The sequence below is a fragment of the Embleya scabrispora DSM 41855 genome (assembly GCF_000372745.1).
Lineage (GTDB): Bacteria > Actinomycetota > Actinomycetes > Streptomycetales > Streptomycetaceae > Embleya > Embleya scabrispora.
In genome coordinates, this window is the sequence record NZ_KB889688.1 from 29,967 (window position 1) to 52,670 (window position 22,704).

22 protein-coding genes and 1 tRNA gene are annotated in these 22,704 nt (G+C 70.3%); 9 read left to right on the forward strand and 14 right to left on the reverse strand.

Going from position 1 to position 22,704, the window contains the following annotated elements:
* The first annotated feature begins 31 nt into the window (after positions 1-31).
* A complete protein-coding gene (locus A3IC_RS58125) occupies positions 32-661 on the forward strand; it encodes a hypothetical protein (protein ID WP_020554582.1) in 630 nt (209 codons plus the stop codon).
* Positions 662-717: 56 nt separating this feature from the next.
* Positions 718-1,974: a nucleotide sugar dehydrogenase gene (locus A3IC_RS0134190; protein WP_026219071.1), complete on the forward strand. Its 1,257-nt coding sequence runs from the start codon at positions 718-720 to the stop codon at positions 1,972-1,974.
* 142 nt (positions 1,975-2,116) lie between these two features.
* On the opposite strand, the gene A3IC_RS69075 is transcribed toward A3IC_RS0134190, so the two are convergent.
* From A3IC_RS69075 to A3IC_RS0134225, 7 genes are all read right to left on the reverse strand, one after another.
* Positions 2,117-2,272 carry a hypothetical protein gene (locus tag A3IC_RS69075; protein ID WP_020554584.1) on the reverse strand — a complete coding sequence of 52 codons (156 nt, stop codon included), beginning with the start codon at positions 2,270-2,272 and terminating at the stop codon, positions 2,117-2,119.
* Between the two features lie 372 nt (positions 2,273-2,644).
* A complete protein-coding gene (locus A3IC_RS0134200) occupies positions 2,645-4,168 on the reverse strand; it encodes an MBL fold metallo-hydrolase (RefSeq protein WP_020554585.1) in 1,524 nt (507 codons plus the stop codon).
* On the reverse strand, positions 4,165-5,301 hold the full coding sequence (locus tag A3IC_RS0134205) for a DegT/DnrJ/EryC1/StrS family aminotransferase (RefSeq protein ID WP_245599751.1): 1,137 nt from the start codon (positions 5,299-5,301) through the stop codon (positions 4,165-4,167). Before A3IC_RS0134205 ends, A3IC_RS0134200 begins: the two co-directional genes overlap by 4 nt.
* Positions 5,291-6,001, reverse strand: coding sequence for an acetyltransferase (locus A3IC_RS0134210; RefSeq protein ID WP_020554587.1), 711 nt, complete (start codon positions 5,999-6,001; stop codon positions 5,291-5,293). The genes A3IC_RS0134205 and A3IC_RS0134210 overlap by 11 nt, the downstream gene beginning before the upstream one ends.
* The gene (locus A3IC_RS0134215) at positions 6,001-7,164 is read right to left on the reverse strand and encodes a DegT/DnrJ/EryC1/StrS family aminotransferase (RefSeq protein WP_040877622.1); all 1,164 of its coding nucleotides are present in this window, start codon (positions 7,162-7,164) and stop codon (positions 6,001-6,003) included. Before A3IC_RS0134215 ends, A3IC_RS0134210 begins: the two co-directional genes overlap by 1 nt.
* A gap of 97 nt (positions 7,165-7,261) precedes the next feature.
* On the reverse strand, positions 7,262-8,227 hold the full coding sequence (locus A3IC_RS0134220; protein WP_020554589.1) for an NAD-dependent epimerase/dehydratase family protein: 966 nt from the start codon (positions 8,225-8,227) through the stop codon (positions 7,262-7,264).
* Positions 8,227-9,285 (reverse strand): Gfo/Idh/MocA family protein, encoded by a 1,059-nt coding sequence (locus A3IC_RS0134225; RefSeq protein ID WP_040877623.1) that lies wholly within the window; start codon positions 9,283-9,285, stop codon positions 8,227-8,229. Before A3IC_RS0134225 ends, A3IC_RS0134220 begins: the two co-directional genes overlap by 1 nt.
* Before the next feature lie 289 nt (positions 9,286-9,574).
* Between A3IC_RS0134225 and A3IC_RS58130 the strand changes: the two genes are divergently transcribed.
* Positions 9,575-10,090 carry a YwqJ-related putative deaminase gene (locus A3IC_RS58130; RefSeq protein WP_020554591.1) on the forward strand — a complete coding sequence of 172 codons (516 nt, stop codon included), beginning with the start codon at positions 9,575-9,577 and terminating at the stop codon, positions 10,088-10,090.
* 1 nt (position 10,091) lies between these two features.
* A complete protein-coding gene (locus tag A3IC_RS58135; protein ID WP_020554592.1) occupies positions 10,092-10,574 on the forward strand; it encodes an SUKH-3 domain-containing protein in 483 nt (160 codons plus the stop codon).
* A 101-nt stretch (positions 10,575-10,675) separates the two neighbouring features.
* On the opposite strand, the gene pth is transcribed toward A3IC_RS58135, so the two are convergent.
* From pth to A3IC_RS0134260, 5 genes are all read right to left on the reverse strand, one after another.
* Positions 10,676-11,272, reverse strand: coding sequence for an aminoacyl-tRNA hydrolase (pth, locus tag A3IC_RS0134240; protein ID WP_020554593.1), 597 nt, complete (start codon positions 11,270-11,272; stop codon positions 10,676-10,678).
* 42 nt (positions 11,273-11,314) lie between these two features.
* Positions 11,315-11,893 (reverse strand): 50S ribosomal protein L25/general stress protein Ctc, encoded by a 579-nt coding sequence (locus A3IC_RS0134245; RefSeq protein WP_020554594.1) that lies wholly within the window; start codon positions 11,891-11,893, stop codon positions 11,315-11,317.
* A gap of 410 nt (positions 11,894-12,303) precedes the next feature.
* Complete coding sequence (locus tag A3IC_RS0134250; protein ID WP_020554595.1) at positions 12,304-13,281, reverse strand: ribose-phosphate diphosphokinase; 978 nt, start codon at positions 13,279-13,281, stop codon at positions 12,304-12,306.
* The gene (gene glmU, locus A3IC_RS0134255; RefSeq protein WP_040877624.1) at positions 13,278-14,816 is read right to left on the reverse strand and encodes a bifunctional UDP-N-acetylglucosamine diphosphorylase/glucosamine-1-phosphate N-acetyltransferase GlmU; all 1,539 of its coding nucleotides are present in this window, start codon (positions 14,814-14,816) and stop codon (positions 13,278-13,280) included. The genes A3IC_RS0134250 and glmU overlap by 4 nt, the downstream gene beginning before the upstream one ends.
* A 172-nt stretch (positions 14,817-14,988) precedes the next feature.
* Positions 14,989-15,061 (reverse strand) — tRNA-Gln (locus A3IC_RS0134260).
* 344 nt (positions 15,062-15,405) lie between these two features.
* Between A3IC_RS0134260 and A3IC_RS0134265 the strand changes: the two genes are divergently transcribed.
* A complete protein-coding gene (locus A3IC_RS0134265) occupies positions 15,406-16,374 on the forward strand; it encodes an acyl-CoA desaturase (protein ID WP_079026853.1) in 969 nt (322 codons plus the stop codon).
* A gap of 58 nt (positions 16,375-16,432) precedes the next feature.
* Positions 16,433-17,035, forward strand: a complete 603-nt coding sequence (locus tag A3IC_RS0134270) for a TetR/AcrR family transcriptional regulator (RefSeq protein WP_020554598.1) — start codon at positions 16,433-16,435, stop codon at positions 17,033-17,035.
* A 114-nt stretch (positions 17,036-17,149) separates the two neighbouring features.
* Here the strand turns inward: A3IC_RS0134270 and rocD are convergent, their stop codons facing one another.
* Together rocD and A3IC_RS58140 are read right to left on the reverse strand one after the other, a co-directional pair.
* Positions 17,150-18,424, reverse strand: a complete 1,275-nt coding sequence (rocD, locus tag A3IC_RS0134275) for an ornithine--oxo-acid transaminase (protein WP_020554599.1) — start codon at positions 18,422-18,424, stop codon at positions 17,150-17,152.
* A gap of 189 nt (positions 18,425-18,613) precedes the next feature.
* The gene (locus A3IC_RS58140; protein ID WP_052173939.1) at positions 18,614-19,522 is read right to left on the reverse strand and encodes a dimethylarginine dimethylaminohydrolase family protein; all 909 of its coding nucleotides are present in this window, start codon (positions 19,520-19,522) and stop codon (positions 18,614-18,616) included.
* A gap of 434 nt (positions 19,523-19,956) precedes the next feature.
* Between A3IC_RS58140 and trpS the strand changes: the two genes are divergently transcribed.
* Genes trpS through A3IC_RS0134295 form a run of 3 tightly spaced genes read left to right on the forward strand, consistent with a single transcriptional unit; the run spans position 19,957 to position 22,621 of the window.
* The gene (gene trpS / locus A3IC_RS0134285) at positions 19,957-20,985 is read left to right on the forward strand and encodes a tryptophan--tRNA ligase (RefSeq protein ID WP_020554601.1); all 1,029 of its coding nucleotides are present in this window, start codon (positions 19,957-19,959) and stop codon (positions 20,983-20,985) included.
* 10 nt (positions 20,986-20,995) lie between these two features.
* Entirely contained in the window at positions 20,996-21,538 is a 543-nt protein-coding gene (locus tag A3IC_RS0134290; protein ID WP_020554602.1) for a 2'-5' RNA ligase family protein, read from the forward strand.
* Between the two features lie 42 nt (positions 21,539-21,580).
* Entirely contained in the window at positions 21,581-22,621 is a 1,041-nt protein-coding gene (locus A3IC_RS0134295; protein WP_158696203.1) for a YihY/virulence factor BrkB family protein, read from the forward strand.
* Positions 22,622-22,704: the final 83 nt, after the last annotated feature.

Sequence of the window (22,704 nt, forward strand, 5' to 3'; positions counted from 1 at the left end):
GTCGCGGGCTCGTCAGGGGGGATCCCGCAGGATGTCACAGCCGCAACGTCTGGTCCGGGCCTGGTCGGTGCGCGCGGGGGCCGCGCGCACGCAGGTGGAAGCCGGGGCGCGGGCGCGACGATGGTTGTGGTTTCGCGAGGCTTTCCCGGACATCGAGCGGCTGCGGGTGGTGGACCTGGGCGGTTCGGCCGAGTTCTGGTGGCACGCCCCGGTGCGGCCCGCGCACGTGCGCGTGGTCGAGAGCGCGGGCAAATCCGCCGAGTCGGCCTCGTGGCTGGTCCATGAGCCGGCCGATCCGCTGGAGTGGTCCGGGAGTTGCGACCTGGTGGTGTGCGACGGGCTGCTCGATCGGTTGGCCGCGCCGACCGCCCGGGCCCGGTTGGCCGATGTCGTGCACGCCTCGGCGGAGCGCTACTGGCTGCGTACCGCCGCCCGGGAGCACCCGCTCGATCCGCAGACCTCGTTGCCCGCGCTGCACCTGATGCCCGGTCACCTGCGGTCGCGGATCGGCGGATCGACGCCCCGGGTGTTTCCGGCCCGGCGTGGCGAGTTGGTCTCGCGCTTTCCCGGGGCGGTGGTGCGCGGCGAGCGGGTGGCCGGGCTCGTGTCGTCGTGGGTGGTGGCCAAGCCACGTGCCGATCACGTGCCCGGCCGCCCCTGACGTTGCATCACCAGCCGCTCGGGGGTGGGCGGTTGCGCGAGGAGGGGGAGTCTCGGATGCGTGTTGTCATCGCCGGTCAGGGTTATGTGGGGCTGCCGCTGGCGGTTCGGGCCGCCCAGGTGGGTCACGAGGTGGTCGGCTACGACGTCGACGAGGGGCGGGTCAAGCGGTTGGCGGCGGGTGAGTCCTACGTCGAGGACATCCCGTCCGCGCACGTGCGGGCGATCCTGGACGCGGGCAGTTACCGCGCCACCGCCGAGCCGCGCGATCTGGGCGGCTTCGACATCGCGGTGATCACCGTGCCCACGCCGCTGCGCGAGGGCGTCCCGGACCTGAGCTACATCGAGGAGTGCGCGAGCACGCTGGCCCGATATCTGCGGCCCGGCGCGTGCGTGGTGCTCGAATCGACCACCTATCCGGGCACCACCGAGGAGTTGGTCGGTCCGATCCTGGCGGAGGGCTCGGGCCTGACCGTGGGTCGCGACTTCCACCTGGGCTACAGCCCGGAGCGGATCGACCCGGGCAACCCCACCTGGAACCTGGTCAACACGCCGAAAGTGGTCTCCGGGGTGGACGCCGCCTCGCTGGCGGTCGTGGAGGACTTCTACGGTTCGTTGATCGACCGCGTCGTGCCGGTCTCCTCGCCGAAGGAGGCCGAGTTGGTCAAGTTGATCGAGAACACCTTCCGGCACGTGAACATCGCGCTCGTCAACGAGGTCGCGATGTTCGCCCACGACCTGGGCATCGACGTGTGGGAGGCGATCGACGCGTGCTCGACCAAGCCGTTCGGCTTCCTGCGCTTCACCCCGGGGCCGGGGGTCGGCGGGCACTGCCTGCCGATCGACCCGTCGTACCTGTCCTGGCGGGTGCAGCGGGCGCTCGGCCAGAGCTTTCGTTTCGTGGAGTTGGCCAACGACGTCAACAACCACATGCCGGACTACGTGATTCGCCGACTCACCGCCGCGTTCAACACCCGGCGTCGATCGGTCAACGGCTCCCGGGTGTTGCTGGTGGGACTCGCCTACAAGAAGAACACCGGCGACGCTCGGGAGTCGCCGTCCACGCACGTGGCCCGGTTGTTGCTGAACCTGGGCGCGGAGGTCACCGCCGTCGACCCGCACGTGGACCTCGCGCAGGTCGTGGACGCCCGGTTGCGGCGGGTGGAGTTGACCGCGGCGACGGTGGCCGCCGCGGACGCGGTGGTGCTGCTCGTGGATCACGACGACGTCGATCTGGATCTGCTGCGTGCCGCCGACTATGTGCTCGACTGCCGACGGGTACTCGGCGCGGGCCCCAACATCGAGGTGCTGTAGGGCCGTTCCGGCCCGTCGGGCGCCCGGTGGTCGTGGATGTCGATCACCGGGCGCGGCTTCGCCCCGCGCCCGCTCGTGCCTGGTCGAACGTTGCTCGGACCTGCTCGGACCCACTCGTCTTCGGGCGGCCGTGACCCGTCGACTACCTGTACTCGATGATCTTCGTCTTGTGCCCGGTGGCCTTGGTGTGCGCCTTGGCCGCCACCTGCGCCGCGTCCTTCGACCGGTACCGCTGGCGGGCGCCGTCGGTCTTCGACGGACAACCGTTCTCCTGGCAGATCCATCCCCAGGTGCTCATGGACAACCTCCAGCCATCGCAGGCGCCACTCCCGTCCCGGTCGGGAACACGAATGACTCGGACGGCCACACCGCAGCACCTGCAGCCGCCGCGTGGCCGACACTCGGCACGCCATGACACGCTCGTGACGGAACCCGGACGTTTCGGAGAAAAACGTTTTCCTTTTGAATGCCTAACGCGTCGCAACCGACATACAAAGGATGCAATATCGCGATCAATTATCTTATCTAACAAATAGGGCGAACGAGTGACGCAGGCTCCCTCGCAGGAGTGACGGCCCATCAGACGAGCAGGGCGGCTGCCGACGTGGCGCGGGACGCGATGTCAACGCCGCGAGTTCGCACGCGTGTCTTGAGCGATCGGCGGCGACTGTCACCGATCCGGGACATCGGGGCCGGCCGGCTCGACCCGCAGCGGCACGGTGCCGCCCGCTACGCACTCGCCCGTGTCCAGGCGCCACTTCCAGTGGTGGCGCGGACACTCCAGCACACCGGCCGCGATGTCCGCGTGCGACAGGTCCTCGCCGGCGTGCGGACAAAATCGCTGCATCCGCACCCCGCACCGCCGAATCGACTCGCCGTGCGCGGCCGATTCGCGTTCGCGGACCATCTGCATGGTCTGCGCCGGGTGTTCGCCGTAGCGCAGCAGACTCATCAGGGTCAGGTCGAACACGTCCGGATCGCGGGCCAGGCCCAGGCGCATGGACAGCAACGCCTCCTCCCACCCCACCGCACCGTCCACGATCGCGCGCAACACCCGCTGCGGGACCTCGATCGTGTAGGCGGGGTCGACCGGTTCCTCCTCGAACACGATGTCACCCGCGATCCGGCCCAGCCGCACCGACCAGGAACCGCCGTCCGAGGTCAGCCGTACGTCCTTGCGCCAGTCGCCCAGAAAGCGCTTGTTCCAGCTCTGCAACCGGGCCAGGTAGGCGTCCAGTTCGGCCGGGGCGACCGGCTCGAACTCCCGTTCCGCATAGGCCCGCCACTCGGCCTCACGGCGGTCCCGATAGGCGCTCAGGTACGCGTCGGTGCGCCAGTGCGCCACCGGGCCCGAGGGTGCGCCGAGGTCGTCGCCCGGTGCGGCCTCGATCACCCGCACCCGCGGACAGGCCGCGGCGAAGTCGTCGGCGAACGCGTCCCACAGCGGGAAGATCGTCTCGTCCCGATCGTTGTACCGGGCGAGTTCCGGATCCAGGAACACCGGCGGACCCGCCGACGGCAGGTAGGCGCGCGCACCGGTCAGTCGGACCTTGCGCACCAGCGTGTCGAACAGGTCCGAGCGCACCTCGGCGGTCTTCTTGCGCTGGGTCTCCTCCGGATACGCATATGCGTTCGGGTACCACATCGCACCGGAGAACTGCGCGGACAACAGGTCGATGTCACCCGGGAGTTCGCCGAGCGGGGTGTTGCAGTCGTTGAGGTCCAGGAAGCGGTAGCCGTCCAGGTCGACGAGCAGGCCGCTGTCCTCCTTGTGGCTGGTGTCCAGCAGCATGGTCAGGGTCAGCCCCGGCGCGGGCGTGAACGACTCGCGATGGCCGAGCACCACCTGCTCGTGAAAGCCCAGCGCGCTCATCCGCTTGACCAGCGACCTGGACCGATACCGGGGCAACACCACGGTGATGTCCCGGTCGAGTTGCTCCAGTACGCGTTCGTCGAAGTGGTCCTCGTGCAGGTGTGAGAGATAGAGCAGGTCGTATCGGCCGGCCAGCACCTCGGGCAACAACTCGCGATTGTCCGGGAACGGGAACCACGCGCCGAGGAAGGCGGGATGGAACCACGGGTCGATCAGCAGCGAGACGCCCGCGTGGGCGACCACGAAGCCCGCGTGGCCGAGATGGCGGATCGTGCCGGGCGCCGGCAGGCACGCCGGTCCGTCGTCGGGCCCGGGGCTCACAGCCGGCTCAGCGCTCCCGCGAGCACCTCCACGACGCGCTCCTGCTGCGACGCGGTCAGCTGCGGGTACAGCGGCAACGTCAGGATCTGTTCGGCGGCCCGCTCGGCCACCGGGAAGTCGCCTCGCGCGTAGCCCAGTTCGGCGAAGGCCGGTTGCAGGTGCACCGGCACGGGATAGTGCACGCCGGCACCGACGCCGGCCTCGTTCAGCAACGCGAGCACCTTGTCCCGCTCGGGCACCCGGACCGCGTACAGGTGCCACACGTGCTCGTTGCCCGGCGCGGTGCCCGGCACCCGCACCTCCTGAACGCCGGCGAGCAGCGCGTCGTAGCGGGCCGCCGCCGCCCGCCGCCGGACGTTCCAGTCGGCGAGTCGGCGCAGCTTGGCGCGCAGCACCACGGCCTGGATGGTGTCCAGGCGTGAGTTGAAGCCCAGGCGCGTGTGCACGTACTTGCGCGACGACCCGTGGTCGCGCATCTCGCGCACCGCCGAGGCGTAGTCCTCGTCGCCGGTCACCACCGCGCCGCCGTCGCCGTACGCGCCCAGGTTCTTGCCCGGGTAGAAGCTGGTCGCCGCGATGGCCTCCGGCCCCCACGCGCCGGGGCCGATGCCGTCCTGGGTCGCGCCCTGGCACTGCGCGGCGTCCTCGACCAGGGACACCCCGCGCGCCTGCGCCAGCGCCCGCAGCGCGCCCATCGGGGCCAGCTGCCCGTTCAGGTGTACCGGCACCACGGCGCGGGCCTCGACCGGGCCGTTCAGCGCCTCGGCGGCCCGCTGCGGGTCCAGCAGGAGGAACTCGTCGTCCACGTCCGCGAACACCGGCCGCGCGCCCGCTCGGACGGCCGCCTCGGCGGTCGCCACGAACGTGTTCGCGGGCATCACCACACCCGCGCCCGCGCCCACCCCCAGCACCCGCAGCGCCAGTTCCACGGCGTCCGTACCGTTGGCCACCCCGACGCAGTGCGCGACGCCGGTGAATTGGGCGTACTCGGCCTCGAAGCCCGCGACGTCGGGGCCGCCGACGAACGCGCACGTGGCCAGCACCCGGGCGATGCCGGCCTCGACCTCGCCGGCCACCTCGGCATGCGCGGCGGCCAGGTCCACCAACGGAATCCGGTCCAGGTCAGCACTCATCCGCATCTCCCCCTCGTGGTATCCCGACAGTGGCGGGGGTCGGCGCCGACCGCAGCCGGCGGGCCGGCACCCCCGCCCACACCTCGGCCGGCGGCACATCCCGCGTCACGACCGAGCCCATCCCCACCAGCGACCGGGCACCGATGGTGCGTCGCTCGCGCACCAGCGCACCGGCTCCCAGGTACGCCTCCCGGCCCACCGTCACCGCGCCCGCCAGCCGCACTCCCGCGGCCAGCGTGGCGAAGTCGCCCACGTCGTCGTCGTGGGTCAGCACCACCTGCGGCATGGTGTGCGCGTGCGCTCCCACCCGGACCGAGGTGGTCAACACCGTCTGCGCCATCAGCACCGCGCCCGGACCGACCTCGCACGTACGCGGAACCACCGCGCTCACGTGCACGAGCGTGGCCCAGCGGGTGTCCGGCAGGCCCAACCGGGCCACCACCCGCGAGCGACTCCACCAGTTCGTCGGACTCCCGACGCACACCACCACCAGCGCGTCCGGCCACTTGTGCACCGCGTCCGCACCGCCGAGCACCGGGAAGCCGTCCACCTCGGTGTGCCATCGGGCCGGATCCTCGTCCAGGAAACCGAGCAGCCGCCATCCCGAACTCCCGCGCGGCGCACGAAAATCCGGTATGGCCGCGGCAACCTCCCGGGCGAACCCGCCGGCGCCGACCAACAGCAGATCGCGAAAGGACACTAGACCGCCGCCCGGACGCCGGCCGCGGCCCGCACCGCGGCGACCACCCGGTCCTGCTGTGCCTCGGTCAAATCGTGGAACAGCGGCAGGATCAGCGAGTCCCGGGTCAGCCGCTCGGTGGCGGGCAGCGGCACGTGTTCGACGTCGGCATAGGCCGGTTCCAGATGCGCGGCCATGATCCCGCGCCGCGCCGAGATGCCCGCCCGGGCCAGTTCCCCGAGCAGGTCGTCGCGCGACATCGGGAAGTCCTCGGGCAGCAGCACCCAGAACGCCTGATAGTTGGTCAGCCCGTGGGCCGGATCGGCCGCCGTCTCCAACCCGGCCACCCCGGCGAGCAACTCACGGTATCGAGCCGCCAGTTCTCGACGCCTGGCGACCATCGCGGGCAGCCGGCCCAACTGCACCAGGCCGACCGCCGCCTGGATGTCGGTCATCCGGTAGTTGAAGCCGAGTTCGTCGTAGCTCTCCACCACCGGCGCACCGCCCGCGCGATCCGCCGCGTCCCGATCGGCCGCGCTCACGCTCATCCCGTGCTCGCGCAACCGGCGCAGCCGCGGTGCCGCGCTCTCGCGCGCGAGCGTGAGCATGCCGCCCTCGCCGGTGGTCAGCAGTTTGCGCGGGTGGAAGGAGAACGTCGCGGACATCGCCCCGGCGCCCACCGGACGACCCCGGTACGTCGAGCCCGCCGCGCACGCCGCGTCCTCCACCACCACGATGCCGCGGGCGTCCACCAGCGCCCGCACACCGTCCAGGTCGGCCGGAATGCCGCCCTGGTCGACCAGGATCACCGCGCGCGTCGCGGCGGTGAGCACCGGCTCGATCGTCTGCGGACTCAGGTTCCCGGTGGCGAGCTCGACATCGGCGAACACCGGGCGCGCGCCCACGTAGCGCACCGCGTTGGCGGTGGCCACGAAGGACAGCGACGGCACCACGACCTCGTCACCCGGCCCCACACCGGCGTTGATCAGTGCCAGATGCAGCGCCGTGGTGCACGAGGACACGGCGATCGCCGCGGGCACCTCGACATACTCCGCGAACGCCCGCTCGAAGGCGGCCACCCGAGGTCCCTGGGCCACCCACCCGGAGCGCACCGCGTCCGCCGCGGCAACGGCCTCCTCCTCGCCCATCCAGGGCCGCATCACCGGAATTCGTTCCATGCTCATCGTGCCTTCCCCCAGTCCGGTCGCCCGCCCATACCCGTCCCGCCCGCGTCCGCCCCGCACCCGGTACCCACCGAACCCCCTCGGTGCCCCGATCGGCTCAGACCGCGTCCCGCCACCACGCCACCAGTCGGCGCAGCCCCTCGTCGATGTCCACCTCCGCGGTGAAGCCCAACTCCCTCGCGGCCTTGGTGGTATCGGCCAGTCGCCGGGTCACCCCACCGCTCGCGCGCGCCGGGCCGTACTCGATGCCCAGCCCGTCCGCGCCCATCACCGCCAGCAGCCGCTCGGCCAGTCCGCGCAGCGAAGTCTCGCTCCCGGACGCGATGTTGAACACTTCTCCGGCGGCATCGGCTTGCGCGGCAAGGAGGTTGGCACGTGCGATGTCCTCGGTGTACACGAAGTCCATGGTCTGCAGGCCGTCGCCGAAGATCAACGGGGGTTCCCCCTTGCCGATCCGCTCCATCCAGCGGATCAGCACCTCGGTGTACAGGCCGTGCACGTCCATCCGCGGGCCGTAGACGTTGAAGTAGCGCAGCGCCACGTAGTCCAGGCCGTACATCGCCCGGAAGCTGCGCAGCAGGCCCTCGTTGAACAGCTTGGCCGCGCCGTAGAGCGTGTCGTTGTCGTACGGGTGGTGCAGCTCGGTGGTCGGGAACTGTTCGGCGAGCCCGTAGACCGACGCCGAGGAGGAGGTGACCACCTTGCGCACGTCGGCGGCGACCGCCGCCTCCATGACGTCGTAGGTGCCGTCCACGAGCACCTCCAGCGCGAGCCGGGGTTCCTCCACGCACTGCGTGATCCGGATCGCGGCGAGGTGGAAGAGCACATCGGCGCCCGGCATCAGCCGGGCCAGCAGCGGCCGGTCGCGGATGTCGCCGTCGACCAGCTCGACCCGCTCGTCGGTCAGCGCCGCGGCCAGGTTGCCCCGGTGCCCGCGGGTCAGGTTGTCCAGGACGACCACCCGCGCGGCCCCGGCGGCGAGCAGCCGGTCGACGATCGTGGACCCGATGGTCCCCGCGCCGCCGGTGACCACACAGCGCGAACCGGCGATCTCGACACCCATCAGAGTTCTCCCACCGCGACGGTGGCGCCGCCCAGGTCCAGGCTGCGCGAGGCGGCCTCCAACAGTTCCAGTACCCGCAGACCCGCGCGACCGTCGGTCAGCGCCGGCCGGGACGTGCCGATCGCGTCGGCGAACTCGGCCATCACCGCGCGCAGCGCCTCCCGCTCGGGCAGCGCGGGCGAGACCACGTCGCCCACCCGGTAGGAGATCAGCTTCTCCCGCCGCGCCTCCCGGCTGAGCGCGGCGTCCTCGGCGAGGTCGATGCCCTTGTCGTGCACCTGGAGTCGGGCCGCGGGATTGGTGTCGTCCCACACCAGGGTGCGCCGGGAGCCGCCGATGATGGTGGTGCGCACCTTGGTCGGCGAGAGCCAGTTCACATGCACGTGTGCGATGGCCTCGTTGCTCAGCCGCAACACCAGGTAGGCCAGGCAGGCCCGGCCGGTGCCGAGCGGGTCCGCGCCGTGGGCCGCCACCGACACCGGGCGCACCCCGGGCGGCAGGATGAAGTCCAGGATGGACAGATCGTGCGGCGCGAGGTCCCACAACACGTCCACGTCCGGCTGGACCAGGCCCAGGTTGATCCGTACCGAGTCGAAGAAGCGGATGTCGCCCAGCTCGCCGCCGTGGATCAGCTCGCGGATGTACCGGACCACCGGCATGTAGCAGAACGTGTGATCGCACATCAGCGTCAGCCCGTTGCGCTCGGCCAGTTCGACCAGCTTGACCGCGTCCGCGTGCTCGGCCGTGATCGGCTTCTCGACCAGGACGTGCTTGCCCGCCTCCAGCGCCGCCGCGACCAGCTCGAAGTGCGTCGCGGCCGGCGTCGCGATCGCCACGGCGTGCACCGCGGGGTCGGCGAGCACCTCCTGATAGGACGTGCTCACCCGGACGGTGCTGTAATCCCCCAGCACCGCACGGGCCCGCGCCTCGTCGAGATCACACAGCCATTCCAGCCGCAGAGCCGGTGTGGCCTGCGCGTTGCGCACCAGATTGGGGCCCCAGTAGCCGGCCCCTATGACGGCGAGCCCGATGGCTCGCCCAGACCCGGAATTCGACATGACGGATCGTCAACTCCCCTTGCAACCCCCCGGCCGCGCGGGCCCAGCCGCCGCACGGCACCCCCACTCGAACGAAGCTAGCGTCCGATCCGCTCCGCCGCGGGCCAACCGGGAAATCCGCGGGTCGGACCGAACTGCAAAGATCTTTCCGGGAGTCCCGGTTACACGGGTCGCCGAGACGTTTGGCACGCTGTTGCACGCACAGTCACGATCCGGGCGCCGGCATGATCGATCCGTCGACACAAGCCGCGTCGACCGAAGCAGCACATGAACGAGAAGGGAACGCCACGTGGCCGCGGGTACTCCGACGACGACACTGGCGAAGGAACGTACGGCGGAAGTGGATCCGGAACTCGAACCGGCGGGTCCCGACCCGCGCGAGAGGGGTGCGCCCGGGGGCACCCGCGAGAGCATCCTCCCGGCCGTGGCGGCCGCGCTGTTCATCGGCAAGCGCATCCGCACCCGGGCCGGTGCCAAGGGCGACACCGTGCCGACGGCGCATCCGCTGGTCCGGGACTTCCTGATGGCCCTCCCGGTCGAGGCACGCGAGCGCTGGCGGGGCCGCTGCCCCGAGGTCGAGCTGGTGTCCGAGCACCTTTTCGAGGCCGAGGCGGCGCGCACCAAGCGGGCGGCCCGGCGGCCGTTCACCGTGCAGGAGGCACGACGCTCGCTCAAGGGGGCCAAGCTGACCCTGCGCCGGATCCGCGAGGACGGCGACCCACGACACGACACGTATCAACCGCCGTGTCGATCCTGCGCACCGATGCTCGAACACTTCGGCGTCGCGCCGACGGAAAGCGGCTGACGTGTCCCGCTTCTCCACCGACGTGGTGCACGAACTCAAGCGGGCCGGCTGGACCGTGGGTCGACGCCGGCTGGCCCAGGCCGAGGCGTGGGCCCGGCAGATCAGCGACCACGAGTCGCCCGACGGGCACCGGCACAGCGTGTTCCCGGCGGCGCTGGTGGCCTGGGCCGAGTTCGGCACGCTGCACTTCGCCATCGGCGGCGCGGGCAAGGACGTGCTCCGCCGACCCTTCACCATCGACCCCACCCGAGGGCTGCACCTGCCGCGCACGCTCACCGACGTGGGCCGCGCGCTGGGCACCCCGCTGGCCCCGCTGGGCGACGAGGACGACGGCAGCAGCTATCTGGCGATCGACCCGAGCGGCCGGGTGTTCGGCCTGGACCACACCGGCGAGTGGTTCATCGGCTCGTCGATGGACACCGCGATCAGCACGCTGGTCCTGGGGCTGGCGCCGGTGCGCATCCGCGACAACGGGCGCTGGTAGCCGCCCGGATACGGCCGAGGGCGGGTCTCCCCGGGGAGCCCGCCCTCACTCGTGCATCCCGTACAAGACGGTCGGGTTTCGGGTGTTCCGACCGCCGTCGGTCAGGTGTTGAAGGTGTTCTGCGCGCGCTCCAGACCCTCGCGAACCAGCGCCTCGCACGCGTCGGCCGCACGATCCACCTCGAACGCGAGTTCCTTGCGCTCGGTCGCGGAGAAGTCCTTGAGCACGAACGCGGCGACGTCCATCCGCCCGGGCGGGCGACCGATGCCGAACCGCACCCGCAGGTAGTCGGGTCCGAGCGACCTGGTGATCGACTTCAGGCCGTTGTGCCCGTTGTCGCCGCCACCGCGCTTGAGCCGCAGCACGCCGAAGTCGACGTCCAACTCGTCGTGGACCGCGATGATGTTCGCGACCGGGATCTTGTAGAAGTCGCGCAGCGCGGTCACCGGACCGCCGGACAGGTTCATGAACGACATCGGCTTGGCCAGCACCACCCGGTGCGGGCCGATCCGGGTCTCCACCACCTGAGCGCGCGACTTGTGCGCCTTGAACTTCGAACGATCCCGCTCGGCGAGCAGATCGACGACCATGAACCCGACGTTGTGGCGATTCCCGGCGTACTCGGGCCCGGGATTGCCGAGGCCCACGACCAACCACGGACTGTTCTCCGTGCCGGCGTGGGCCTGCGACTCACTCATGATGTTGTTGTCCCCGCGTTCGTCCTACGACAACGGACCCGATCAGGCCTCGTCGGCCGTGGTCTCCTCGGCGGTCGGCTCCGGAGCCGACGGGGTGAGGATGTGCAGGATGACCGCTTCGGGGTCGCCCGCGAGCGCGGTGCCCTTCGGCAGCTTGATGTCCTTGGCGTGCACCGAGGCGCCCGGCTCCAGGCCGGTCACGTCGATCTCGATGGTCTCGGGAAGCGCGGTCGCCTCGGCCTCGACGGGGAGCGCCGGGACGACGGTCTCGAGCAGGCCGCCCGGGGCGATCTCGCCGACCGTGCTGACCGGAACCTCGACCGTGACCGTCTCGCCCTTCTGGACGATCAGGAGGTCGACGTGCTCCAGGTGACGCTTGATCGGGTGGCGCTGTACGTCCTTGGGCAGGGCGAGCTGCGCCTTGCCGTCGATGTCCAGCGAGAACAGGACGTTGGGGGTCTTGAGCGCGAGCATGAGCTCGTGGCCCGGAAGCGCAAGGTGGAGCGGAGCGGAGCCGTGACCGTAGAGGACGGCCGGCACCTTACCCGCGCGACGGGCGCGACGGGCGGCACCCTTGCCGAACTCGGAACGCGGCTCGGCGACGATACGGACCTCGGACACGACGGGTACTCCTCGAACGACGCGATGGCGGATGGCGGGGCGGGGTCCCCATGGTGCGGATCGACTGCGGACGGTGATGGCCGGAGTCGGTTCGTAGGTGCCCGAGTGGCACCGGGTCCCCTGCAAAAGCCTTGGAGGAGTACACGACACACAACTACCGCGTCGATCACGGAGCAAGTAGCGCGCATCCCTCGCCGGGCAACCCCGTTAGCCTACCCGCTCTTCTCGGTCACCCCGAAATCGGGTCGCGCCGAGCGCCACTCGAACGAGTGACAGAGCACCCCCCATTCGGGGCAAGATACCTCGAAAAGCAGGTGGGCACACATACGCCGCCCGGCCCAACGGCCGGGCGGCGTACGCGAGTTACAGCTCAAACGACCCATTCGGGCCGAGCCGGGCGGTGCCGTGGGTCAGCTGTGGCCGTCGAACAGGCTCGTGACCGAACCGTCCTCGAAGACCTCACGGATCGCACGGCCCACCATCGGGGCGATCGACAGGATGGTCAGCTTGTCGAACTGACGCCCCTCCTCGATCGGCAGCGAGTTGGTCACGATGACCTCGCTGATCCGCGAGTTCTTCAGCCGGTCCACGGCGGGGCCGGACAGCACCGCGTGGGTGGCGGCCACGATCACGTCGGCGGCGCCGTTCTCGTACAGCGCGTCGGCGGCGGCGCAGATCGTGCCACCGGTGTCGATCATGTCGTCGACCAGGACGCACGTACGGCCGGTGACGTCACCGACCACCTCGTGCACGGTGACCTCGTTGGCGATGTTGGGGTCGCGACGCTTGTGGATGATCGCCAGCGGCGCGCCGAGGCGGTCCGTCCACTGGTCGGCCACCCGCACCCGGCCGGCGTCCGGGGAGACCACGGTGAGCCGCTCGCGGTCCACCCGCTTGCCGACGTGGTCGGCCAGCAGCGGCAGCGCGAACAGGTGGTCCACCGGGCCGTCGAAGAAGCCCTGGATCTGCGACGTGTGCAGGTCCACGGCCATCAGCCGGTCGGCCCCCGCGGTCTTGAACAGGTCCGCCATCAGACGGGCCGAGATCGGCTCGCGACCGCGGTGCTTCTTGTCCTGCCGGGCATAGCCGTAGAAAGGCACGATGACCGTGATGCGCTTGGCGGAGGCCCGCTTGAGCGCGTCGATCATGATCAGCTGTTCCATGATCCACGTGTTGATCGGAGCCGTGTGGCTCTGGATCACGAACGCGTCGGCACCTCGCACGGAGTCCTCGAACCGTACGTAGATCTCCCCGTTGGCGAACTCGAAGGCCTTGGTGGGAACGAGATCCGCACCGAGCTCCGAGGCCACCTCCTTCGCAAGTTCGGGGTGGGCCCTGCCCGTGAAGAGCATGAGCTTGCGCTCAGGCGTCACCTTGATCCCGCTCACTGCACCGTCTCCTTGCCATTCGCCTCGGCAGAACCGTCGTTCGGCCCGGCCGTTGTGTGCACGTCACCCGAGTCGCCCTGCGTGACCGCGAGCGCGCGTTCGGCGGCCTGCGCCGAGGCCGTTCCCGCGCGTTTGCGTGCGACCCACCCGTCGATGTTGCGCTGGCGCCCCCGCGCCACCGCCATCGCGCCGGGTGGGACATCTTCGGTGATCGCCGATCCGGCGGCCGTGTAGGCACCGTCGCCGATCTCGATCGGGGCGATCAGCATGGTGTCGCTCCCCACCCGCACGTGGTCCCCGACCACCGTGTGGTGCTTGTTCACGCCGTCGTAGTTCACGAAGATCGTGGCCGCACCGATATTGGTACCCACCCCGATGGTCGCATCCCCGACGTAGGACAGATGCGGCACCTTCGATCCCTCGCCCACCACGGCGTTCTTCATCTCCACGAAGCCGCCGACCTTGGCCCCCCGGGCGAGCCGGGTGCCCGGTCGCAGGTAGGTGTACGGACCCACGGTGGCCTCGGGGCCGATCTCGGCGCCCTCGCTCGTGGTGTTGTACACGTGGGCCCGCTCGCCGACGGCGGTGTCGCGCAGCGTGCAGTTGGGGCCCACCACGGCCTCGGCGGCGACGCTGGTCGCACCGTGCAGCTGGGTGTTGGGGTGGAGCACGGCATCCGGTTCGAACGTGGCGTCCACGTCGATCCAGGTGGTCGCGGGGTCGACCACGGTGACCCCGGCGCGCATCGCGGCCTCCACCAGGCGGTCGTTGAACACCCGACGCGCCTCGGCGAGCTGCACCCGGTCGTTGACGCCCAGGATCTCCCGGTGGTCCACGGCCGCGGCCGCGCCCACCCGGTGCCCGCCCTCGCGCAGCACGTGCAGCGTGTCGGTGAGGTATTCCTCGCCCTGGCTGTTGTGCGGCGTGATCTGACCGAGCGCCTCGCGCAACAGCTTGCCGTCGAAGGCGTACACGCCGGAGTTGATCTCGGCGATCGCACGCTGGGCGGCGGAGGCGTCCTTGTGCTCGACGATCGCGGTGACGGCGCCGCGCCCGTCGGGGGTGTTCTCCCGGACGATCCGGCCGTAGCCGGTCGGGTCGGGCACGACCGCGGAGAGCACGGTGACGGCGTTGCCCTCGCTCTCGTGGGTCGCGACCAGCGCGGCCAGGCTGTCCGTGGTCAACAGCGGGGTGTCCCCGCATGTGACCAGGACCACGCCGTCCGGCTCCCGGTTGCTCTCGGCGAGCCCGTCCAGGGCGACGCGCACGGCGTGACCGGTGCCGTTCTGCTGCTCCTGGACGACCACCCGGGCGGCGGGGTCCAGCTCGGACAGGTAGCTCGCGACCTTGTCCCGGCCGTGGCCGACGACAACGATCAGGTCTTCGGGATCCAGCCGTCTGGCGGCCTCGACCACATGCCCGACCATGGCCCGACCGGCCAGGGCGTGCAACACCTTCGGGGTGGTCTTGGAACGCATGCGGGTGCCCTCACCCGCAGCAAGTACGACGACGGCAGCCGGGCGGATGGGGCTCACAGAGCAAGGCTCCTCGGCATCGCTGGCGGGGGATGCCCGACGACTCCGAAGGCCGACTTCGGAGAAACGAGATGACGGCACGACGAAGCCGAGCCGAACAAACCGGGCCCTATGAGGATAGCGCCGTCGGGAGAAGGCTCCACGCGCCGCTGCGGCCGGCACTGCCGAAAGGCTCCGCTACCAGGATTTGAACCTGGACCATGGGGACCAAAACCCCGTGTGCTGCCGAGTTACACCATAGCGGAATGAATCGGGCATTCCGCTTGGCAGGCGGGTTCATCCCGTTTTCACGGCACCCACTATGCCGGCCCCTCGGCTCTTCGTGCGCGAATAACCCTCCGCGGACCCGGTGAAACGTCGCCGGAGACGGCTACGCGACGGGCCCGAAGAGCCGCTCCGATCCCTCGCGCATGCCTGCGGCGGGGCCGGGAAGCCGTCCGACACAAGGGTTTTGCCACGAGCGCGCGGGAAAAATCGGAGGGGGTGCAGACACCTCACTTTCCGCTCATGACCTGCCATACTGGCGGAACTTACGGCCCCGTAGGTTACGTCGCCGTAGCCTCGCCGCCCCCGACCTGAGGGAATCCCTATGACCCCTTCCCCTGGCACCAGCGTGCTCGAAGCCGAACGGAAGTCCGCCACCGACGCGGCCCCGCGCGGCACGCTCGGCGGCGAACGCAAGCATTTCGCCGAACAGATCGCGTTGGCGCTCTTCATCGGCATCCCGTTCCTCGCGCTGGTCGCAGCGGTGCCGGTGGCATGGGGGTGGGGACTGTCCTGGCGCGACGTGGTGATCGGCGTTGTGATGTACGCCATCACCGGCCACGGGATCACGATCGGGTTCCATCGTTACTTCACCCACGGGTCGTTCAAGGCCAAGCGTCCGGTCCGGATCGCGCTGGCGATCGCGGGCAACATGGCCGTGCAGGGGCCGCTGGTGCGGTGGGTCGCCGACCACCGCAAGCACCACAGGTTCTCCGACAAGGAGGGCGACCCGCACTCGCCGTGGCGCTACGGCACCGGCGTGGGCGCGCTGGCCAAGGGCCTGTGGTGGGCCCACATGGGGTGGTTGTTCGACGTCGAGCAGACCTCGCAGGAGAAGTACGCGCCCGACCTGCTCAAGGACCGCGACATGATTCGCGTCTCCCGCCAGTTCCCGCTGTGGGTCGCGGTCTCGCTGGCCGCTCCCGCGCTGGTCGGCGGCCTGTGGTCGTGGTCGTGGCAGGGCGCGCTGACCGCGTTCTTCTGGGCGGGCCTGGTCCGGGTCGGTTTGCTGCACCACGTGACCTGGTCGATCAACTCGATCTGCCACGCGGTCGGCGATCATCCGTTCAAGTCCCGCGACCGCTCGGGCAACGTGTGGTGGCTCGCGATCCCCTCGATGGGCGAGTCCTGGCACAACCTGCACCACGCGGACCAGACCAGCGCACGGCACGGCGTGCTGCGCGGTCAGCTCGACAGCAGCGCTCGGGCGATCCGCTGGATGGAGAAGCTCGGCTGGGTCTGGGACGTACGTTGGCCGGACCGGGAACGGGTCGCGGCTCGCCGCGCGGCATGATGGGCGAGTGACCGAAAGCAGCAGGCGGAGTGCACCGCGCGGCGGCGGTCGTGTGCGCATGACCGGGAAAGAGCGTCGCGAGCAGTTGATCGACATCGGTCGAACACTGTTCGCGGAGCGTGGCTACGACGCTACGAGTGTCGAGGAGATCGCTCACAAGGCGGGTGTCTCGAAGCCGGTGGTCTACGAACACTTCGGGGGCAAGGAAGGGCTGTACGCCGTTGTCGTGGACCGCGAGACCAGCGCGTTGTTGGACATGGTGACCAGTGCGCTGACCGGCGGGCACCCCAGGGAGCTCCTCGAACAGGCCGCCTTCGCCCTCCTGGACTACATCGACCAGAACACCGACGGCTTCCGGATTCTGGTCCGGGACTCGCCGGTGGCCCAATCCACCGGCACCTTCGCGTCGCTGATCAGCGACATCGCCTCCCAGGTCGAGGACGTACTCGGCCTGGAGTTCAAGTCGCGCGGCTACGACCCGAAGCTTGCCCCGATGTACGCCCAGATGCTGGTCGGCATGGTCGCCCTGACCGGCCAGTGGTGGCTGGACGTACGCCGCCCCAAGAAGGCCGACGTCGCGGCCCACCTGGTCAACCTGGCCTGGAACGGCCTCTCCGGCATCGAACCCAAGCCGAGGCTGGTGGGGCGCCGAAGCTCGTGAGCACGGGTGTCCTCGGACACGGACGAAGGGGGCCGCCCCGCCGGGGCGGCCCCCTTCGTCGTGCAACGGCCGCGAAGTCCCCGACTTCGCGGCCGTCCCCACGTAGTCCCGGTGCTACCCCAGCACCGCGCGCAACTGGTCCAAGGACCACTCCAGGTCGTCCTTGGAGATCACCAACGGCGGGGCGATGCGGATCGTCTGGCCGTGGGTGTCCTTGACCAGGACTCCCCGGTCCATCAGGGCCTTGGAGACCTCGCGGGCGGTGCCGTGGCCGGGGTCGATGTCGACGCCGGCCCACAGGCCCCGACCGCGTACGGCGGTCACCGAGTGGCCGACCAGTGTGGCGAGTTCGCGGTGCAGGTGGTCGCCGAGGTCGGCGGAGCGCTGCTGGAACTCGCCGGAGCGCAGGATCTCCAGCACCTCCAGGCCCACCGCGCAGGCCAGCGGGTTCCCGCCGAAGGTCGAGCCGTGCTCGCCGGGCGCGAAGACGCCGAGCACCGCGCGCGAGGACACCACGGCCGAGATCGGCAGGATGCCGCCGCCGAGTGCCTTGCCCAGGATGTACATGTCGGGCACCACGCCCTCGTGCTCGCACGCGAAGGTGCGGCCGGTGCGGCCGAGCCCGGACTGGATCTCGTCCGCGATGAACAGGACGTCGCGCTCCTCGGTCACCCGGCGCACCTCGGCCAGATAGCCGGGCGGCGGGACCAGTACGCCGGCCTCGCCCTGGATCGGCTCGATCAGCACCGCCACCGTGTCGTCGGTGATCGCCGCGCGCAGCGCCGCCGAGTCGCCGTAGGGCACCACGTCGAAGCCCGGGGTGTACGGGCCGAAGTGCCGGCGCGCCTCCTCGTCCGTGGAGAAGCTCACGATCGTGGTGGTGCGGCCGTGGAAGTTGCCGGCGGCGACCACGATCCTGGCCCGCCCGTCCGGTACGCCCTTGACCTCGTAGCCCCACTTGCGCGCGGTCTTGACCGCGGTCTCCACCGCCTCCGCGCCGGTGTTCATCGCCAGCACCATCTCCATGCCGGCCAGGTGCGCGAGCTGCTCGCAGAACGGCGCGAAGCGGTCGTTGTGGAACGCGCGGCTGGTCAGCGTGACCCGGTCCAACTGCCGCTTGGCCGCGTCGATCAGGCGCGCGTTGCCGTGCCCGAAGTTGAGCGCGGAATACCCGGCCAGCATGTCCAGATACCGCCGGCCCTCGACATCGGTCATCCAGGCGCCGTGCGCCTCGGCCACCACGATCGGCAGCGGGTGGTAGTTGTGCGCGCCGAAGTCCTCGGCCAGCTCGATCAGTCGGGCGCTCTCGGCTCCCGGGCCGGCGGGGCGGCCGACGCCGGACTCGTACTCGTACTCGGAGGAGGGGACGGGCGAGTGCTGCGTGCTCATGACGTCCTTTCGCAACGGTGGAGATCGATACAAATGGTGAAGATCGATACAGAGTTGGGAATCGGTCCGACGGTGGGGTCGATGCGAGGGCGAACAGCAGTACGAAAATGAGGAAAGCGCACATCGGCGGCGAGAAGGGTGGAACTCACCCGAGTGCGCACAGACGGGATACCCCGTGAAGACGTGCGATCAACGATCGGCGCGCAGTTCCAGTACGCAACTGCGCACGCTCGCACCGTGGGCCGCGAATGCGGACATGTCCAGTTCGATCGTACGAAACCCCCGGCCCGCGAGCCGAGCCGCCAGCGTCGGTGTCGCATCGCCCAGCAGCACGCTGCGCCCGTCGGAGACCGCGTCCAGACCGAGCGCGAGCGCGTCCGCCTCGTCGACCTCGATCCGCTCCGGGAAGACTCGGGCCAGTCGGCGCTGCGCCCGTGCCGTGAACGCACCGGGGTAGTAGGCCACGGTGTGCTCGCCGAGCACGGTCAGCGCCGAGCCGAGCCGGCAAAACCGCGGGTCGGCGAGTTCGAGCGGAAGCACCGGCAGGCCGAAGAACGCCTCAGCCTCGGCATGCGCGGCCGACTCCGTCAACGGTCCCACCGCGGCCAGCAGGTGTGGTCCGGCCGGAATCAGGTCGCTCTCGCCCTCGTGCGCGAACACCGGTTCCAGGCCGCCCCGGAAGCCGTGCCGCTCGAACCACTCCAGGTAGACCGGCGTCTCGGCGAAGCGATCCGCCGAACGAGGCCGCGCACCCAGCACCCGGCCACCCACCACGGTCGCGGCCCGCGCGGCGAACACCATGCCGGGCAGCCCCGGCCGGCCCGGCACCAGGCTCACCCGATGCCCCAGCGCGATCAGCGTCCCGCGCAACCGCTCCCACTGACTCATCGCGGCGGTGGTCCGCGCCGCGAACCCGGTCTCCTCCGCGAGCCCGCGCGAGTCCGCAAGCCCGCACGAGTCCGAGAGCCCGCGCGCGTGCGGCAGGCCCCGCGAATCGTCGGCCGCGGACGCGTCCAGGAACACCGGCGGGCACATCACGTAGTGCCGCGACTCGGCCGCCCGCGGCGCGACGAACCCTCGGCGCCGCTGTCGAGGCACCCGGGCCCGCTCGGCTCCGGGCGATATGCGCTCCGACCGCGATACGGAGCGGCCCGATCGACCGCAGCACGAGGTGAGGCGCACGCGATACCCCCTTCTCGCGAACGGCCGCGGCACGCGTGCGCGGGGTTTCCGCGACCTACGTCGATGTGCCGTGCCGTTGGTGTAGCCGTGCATGGCGGCAGGCCGGTGCAAGACGGCAGGCCGGGAGCCGCACCCGGGCGTCACCGTGGATGTGCGGTCGACGACCCTCTGTATCGGCCTTGCACAGCCTAGGCCGCGTTCGAAAGGGGAGTAAAGGCGCCTGCGTTGTCCACCACCGCACGATCGTTGCGTGTTTCCCGGGGCGCCCACGCGCTTTGTTGTGCGCCCGGCGCGGGAGTCGCGCGGCTCCCCTGACCGGATCCGCCTCACGCGCCTGAGAGAATGGCGGCATGGCATCGACGCGTCCCCGTGTTCTGTCCGGAATCCAGCCCACCGCGGATTCGTTCCACCTGGGCAACTACCTGGGTGCGATCCGCCAGTGGGTGCCGCTCCAGGACAGCCACGATGCCTTCTACTGTGTGGTCGACCTGCACGCGATCACGGTTCCGCAGGATCCGAAGGAATTGCGCACCCGCACCCGGACGTCCGCCGCGCAGCTGCTCGCGGCCGGTCTCGATCCCGAGCGCTGCACCCTGTTCGTGCAGAGCCACGTGCCCGAGCACGCGCAGCTCGCCTGGATCATGAACTGCGTGACCGGCTTCGGCGAGGCCGCGCGGATGACCCAGTTCAAGGACAAGTCCGCGAAGCAGGGCAGCGACCGCACCACGGTCGGCCTGTTCACCTACCCGGTGCTCCAGGTCGCGGACATCCTGCTCTACCAGGCGGACGCGGTCCCGGTCGGCGAGGACCAGCGCCAGCACCTGGAGCTGACTCGCGACATCGCGCAGCGCTTCAACTCGACCTTCGGTGAGACCTACGTCGTCCCCAAGCCGTTCATCGTCAAGGAGACGGCCAAGATCGTCGACCTCCAGGACCCGGCGATCAAGATGAGCAAGTCGGCCTCGGCGCCCAAGGGCATCGTCAATCTGCTCGACGACCCCAAGGTCAGCGCGAAGAAGATCCGCAGCGCGGTCACCGACACCGGCACCGAGGTGCGCTTCGACGAGGCCGACAAGCCGGGCGTGTCCAATCTGCTCACCATCCACTCGGCGCTGTCCGGCACCTCGATCGCCGCGTTGGAGGAGCGATTCGCGGGCAGGGGCTACGGCGACCTGAAGAAGGAGGTGGCCGAGGTGCTCGTCGAATTCGTGGAGCCCTTCCAGGATCGCGTGCGCACGTACCTGGACGACCCGGACGAGCTGGACAGGGTGCTCGCCCAAGGTGCGGAGAAGGCTCGCGCGGTGGCGTCCGAGACACTGGCCAAGACGTACGACCGTGTCGGCTTCCTGCCCCCGGTGACCGGCCGGACGGGAGTCTGAGGCGCAGCACATGGCGAAGCGCACCATCGGGGTGTCGATCGCGATCCCCGAGCCCTACGGCAGTGAGCTCCAGGCTCGCCGCGCCGGGTTCGGAGATCCGCTCGCGAACGCCATCCCGACCCACGTGACCCTCCTGCCGCCCACCGAGGTGGCCGACGAGGCGATGTCCGAGGTCGAGGAACATCTACGCGCGGTCGCCGCCGGCGAGGCCCCGTTCGACATACACCTGCGCAGCACCGGCACCTTCCGGCCGACCTCGCCGGTGGTGTTCGTCCAGGTCGCGCGCGGCATCCCGGAGTGTGAACGGATCGAGGCCGCGGTGCGATCCGGGCCGCTGGAGCGCGAGTCGCACTTCCCGTACCACCCGCATGTGACCGTCGCCCACCACCTGCCGGACCATATGCTCGACCTCGCGTTCGCCGAACTCGTGGACTACGACGCGGTCTTCCCGATCTGGGGCTTCAGTCTGTACGAGCACGGCGCCGACGGGGTGTGGCGTCCGCAACGCGACTTCGCGTTCGGCCAATCGTTGCCAGGTCCCCTGCCCGTGTGACGCCTTCGTGGCCACGCGGGAGGTCACGAAGTGGAGTCGCGTGTGGTTCGGGCATCGGAGGGGCAGCAGTCAGCCGTGGCGATCAAGGAACGACTGGCGAGGATCCCGGTCATCGGTCCGACGTGGCGGGCGTACTCGCGGTACGGCGATCGGCAGGGCAATCGGCTGGCCGCGGCGGTGACCTACTACGGCTTCCTGTCGCTGTTCCCGCTGATCACGCTCGCGGCGGCGGTGGTGGCCGCGACGCTGGACGAGTCCCAGGTCCAACGCATGCAGAACAAGATCTCCGAGCAGATCCCCGGCATCGCGGACAAGCTCGACCTGGACGCGCTGGTGCGCAACGCGGGCGCGGTCGGCGCGATCGGCGGCGTGCTGCTCCTGATGTCCGGCACCGGGTGGGTGGACGCGACCCGTTCGTCCATCCGGGCGATCTGGGACGTGGAGGAGGAACCCGGCAATGTGATCGTGCGCAAGGTCGCCGACGTGGGTGTGCTGATCGGCCTGGGGCTGGCGCTCGCCCTGTCGGTGGGCGCGTCCGCGTTCGCGACCATCGTGATCCGGCAGTTGTCCGACTCGATCGGGCTCGAACACCAGCCGGTCGGCCGAATCCTGCTGCAGATCGCCGCGTTCGCGGTCGCGGTCGGCGCGAGTGTGGTGCTGTTCGTCTACCTGCTGGTCGGGATGCCCCGGCTGACCATGAGCCGCGCGGTCGCGGTCAAGGGCGCGGTGATCGGCGCGATCGGCTTCGAGGTGCTCAAGCTGTTGGTGTCCGGATACATCTCGGGTGTCGCGGGCAAGAGCGCGTACGGCGCGTTCGCCGTGCCGGTCGCACTGCTCCTGTGGATCTACTTCGTGGTCCGACTGCTGCTGTTCTGCGCGGCGTGGACGGCCAACGCGCAGGAGGCCGCGGAGGCCGAGGAGAACGCCGACGCCGCGGCCGAGAAGGCGGCGGCCGAACCACCGCTGGACCTGACCGGATACCCCGCGAAGCACTCCCACCCGGCCCGCGCCTACGGCCTGGCGATCGCCGGCACCGCCACACTCGGCATCCTGCTGGAGCGCCTCACCCGAAACCGCCGATAACCCACCCCGGCCCCGCCGACCCAAACCAAACACCCTCGGTTCGCCGGGAGTTCGAGCCCACTTCCACCCCGAACCAAGCACCC

Bases quoted from the DNA above. Each gene is read 5' to 3' on its own strand.
- A3IC_RS58125 (WP_020554582.1), top strand. From the start codon at position 32: ATGTCACAGCCGCAACGTCTGGTCCGGGCCTGGTCGGTGCGCGCGGGG.
- A3IC_RS0134190 (WP_026219071.1), top strand. From the start codon at position 718: ATGCGTGTTGTCATCGCCGGTCAGGGTTATGTGGGGCTGCCGCTGGCG.
- A3IC_RS69075 (WP_020554584.1), bottom strand. From the start codon at position 2,272: ATGAGCACCTGGGGATGGATCTGCCAGGAGAACGGTTGTCCGTCGAAG.
- A3IC_RS0134205 (WP_245599751.1), bottom strand. From the start codon at position 5,301: ATGAGTGCTGACCTGGACCGGATTCCGTTGGTGGACCTGGCCGCCGCG.
- A3IC_RS0134215 (WP_040877622.1), bottom strand. From the start codon at position 7,164: ATGAGCATGGAACGAATTCCGGTGATGCGGCCCTGGATGGGCGAGGAG.
- A3IC_RS0134220 (WP_020554589.1), bottom strand. From the start codon at position 8,227: ATGGGTGTCGAGATCGCCGGTTCGCGCTGTGTGGTCACCGGCGGCGCG.
- A3IC_RS0134225 (WP_040877623.1), bottom strand. From the start codon at position 9,285: ATGTCGAATTCCGGGTCTGGGCGAGCCATCGGGCTCGCCGTCATAGGG.
- pth (WP_020554593.1), bottom strand. From the start codon at position 11,272: ATGAGTGAGTCGCAGGCCCACGCCGGCACGGAGAACAGTCCGTGGTTG.
- A3IC_RS0134265 (WP_079026853.1), top strand. From the start codon at position 15,406: ATGACCCCTTCCCCTGGCACCAGCGTGCTCGAAGCCGAACGGAAGTCC.
- A3IC_RS0134270 (WP_020554598.1), top strand. From the start codon at position 16,433: ATGACCGGGAAAGAGCGTCGCGAGCAGTTGATCGACATCGGTCGAACA.
- rocD (WP_020554599.1), bottom strand. From the start codon at position 18,424: ATGAGCACGCAGCACTCGCCCGTCCCCTCCTCCGAGTACGAGTACGAG.
- trpS (WP_020554601.1), top strand. From the start codon at position 19,957: ATGGCATCGACGCGTCCCCGTGTTCTGTCCGGAATCCAGCCCACCGCG.
- A3IC_RS0134290 (WP_020554602.1), top strand. From the start codon at position 20,996: ATGGCGAAGCGCACCATCGGGGTGTCGATCGCGATCCCCGAGCCCTAC.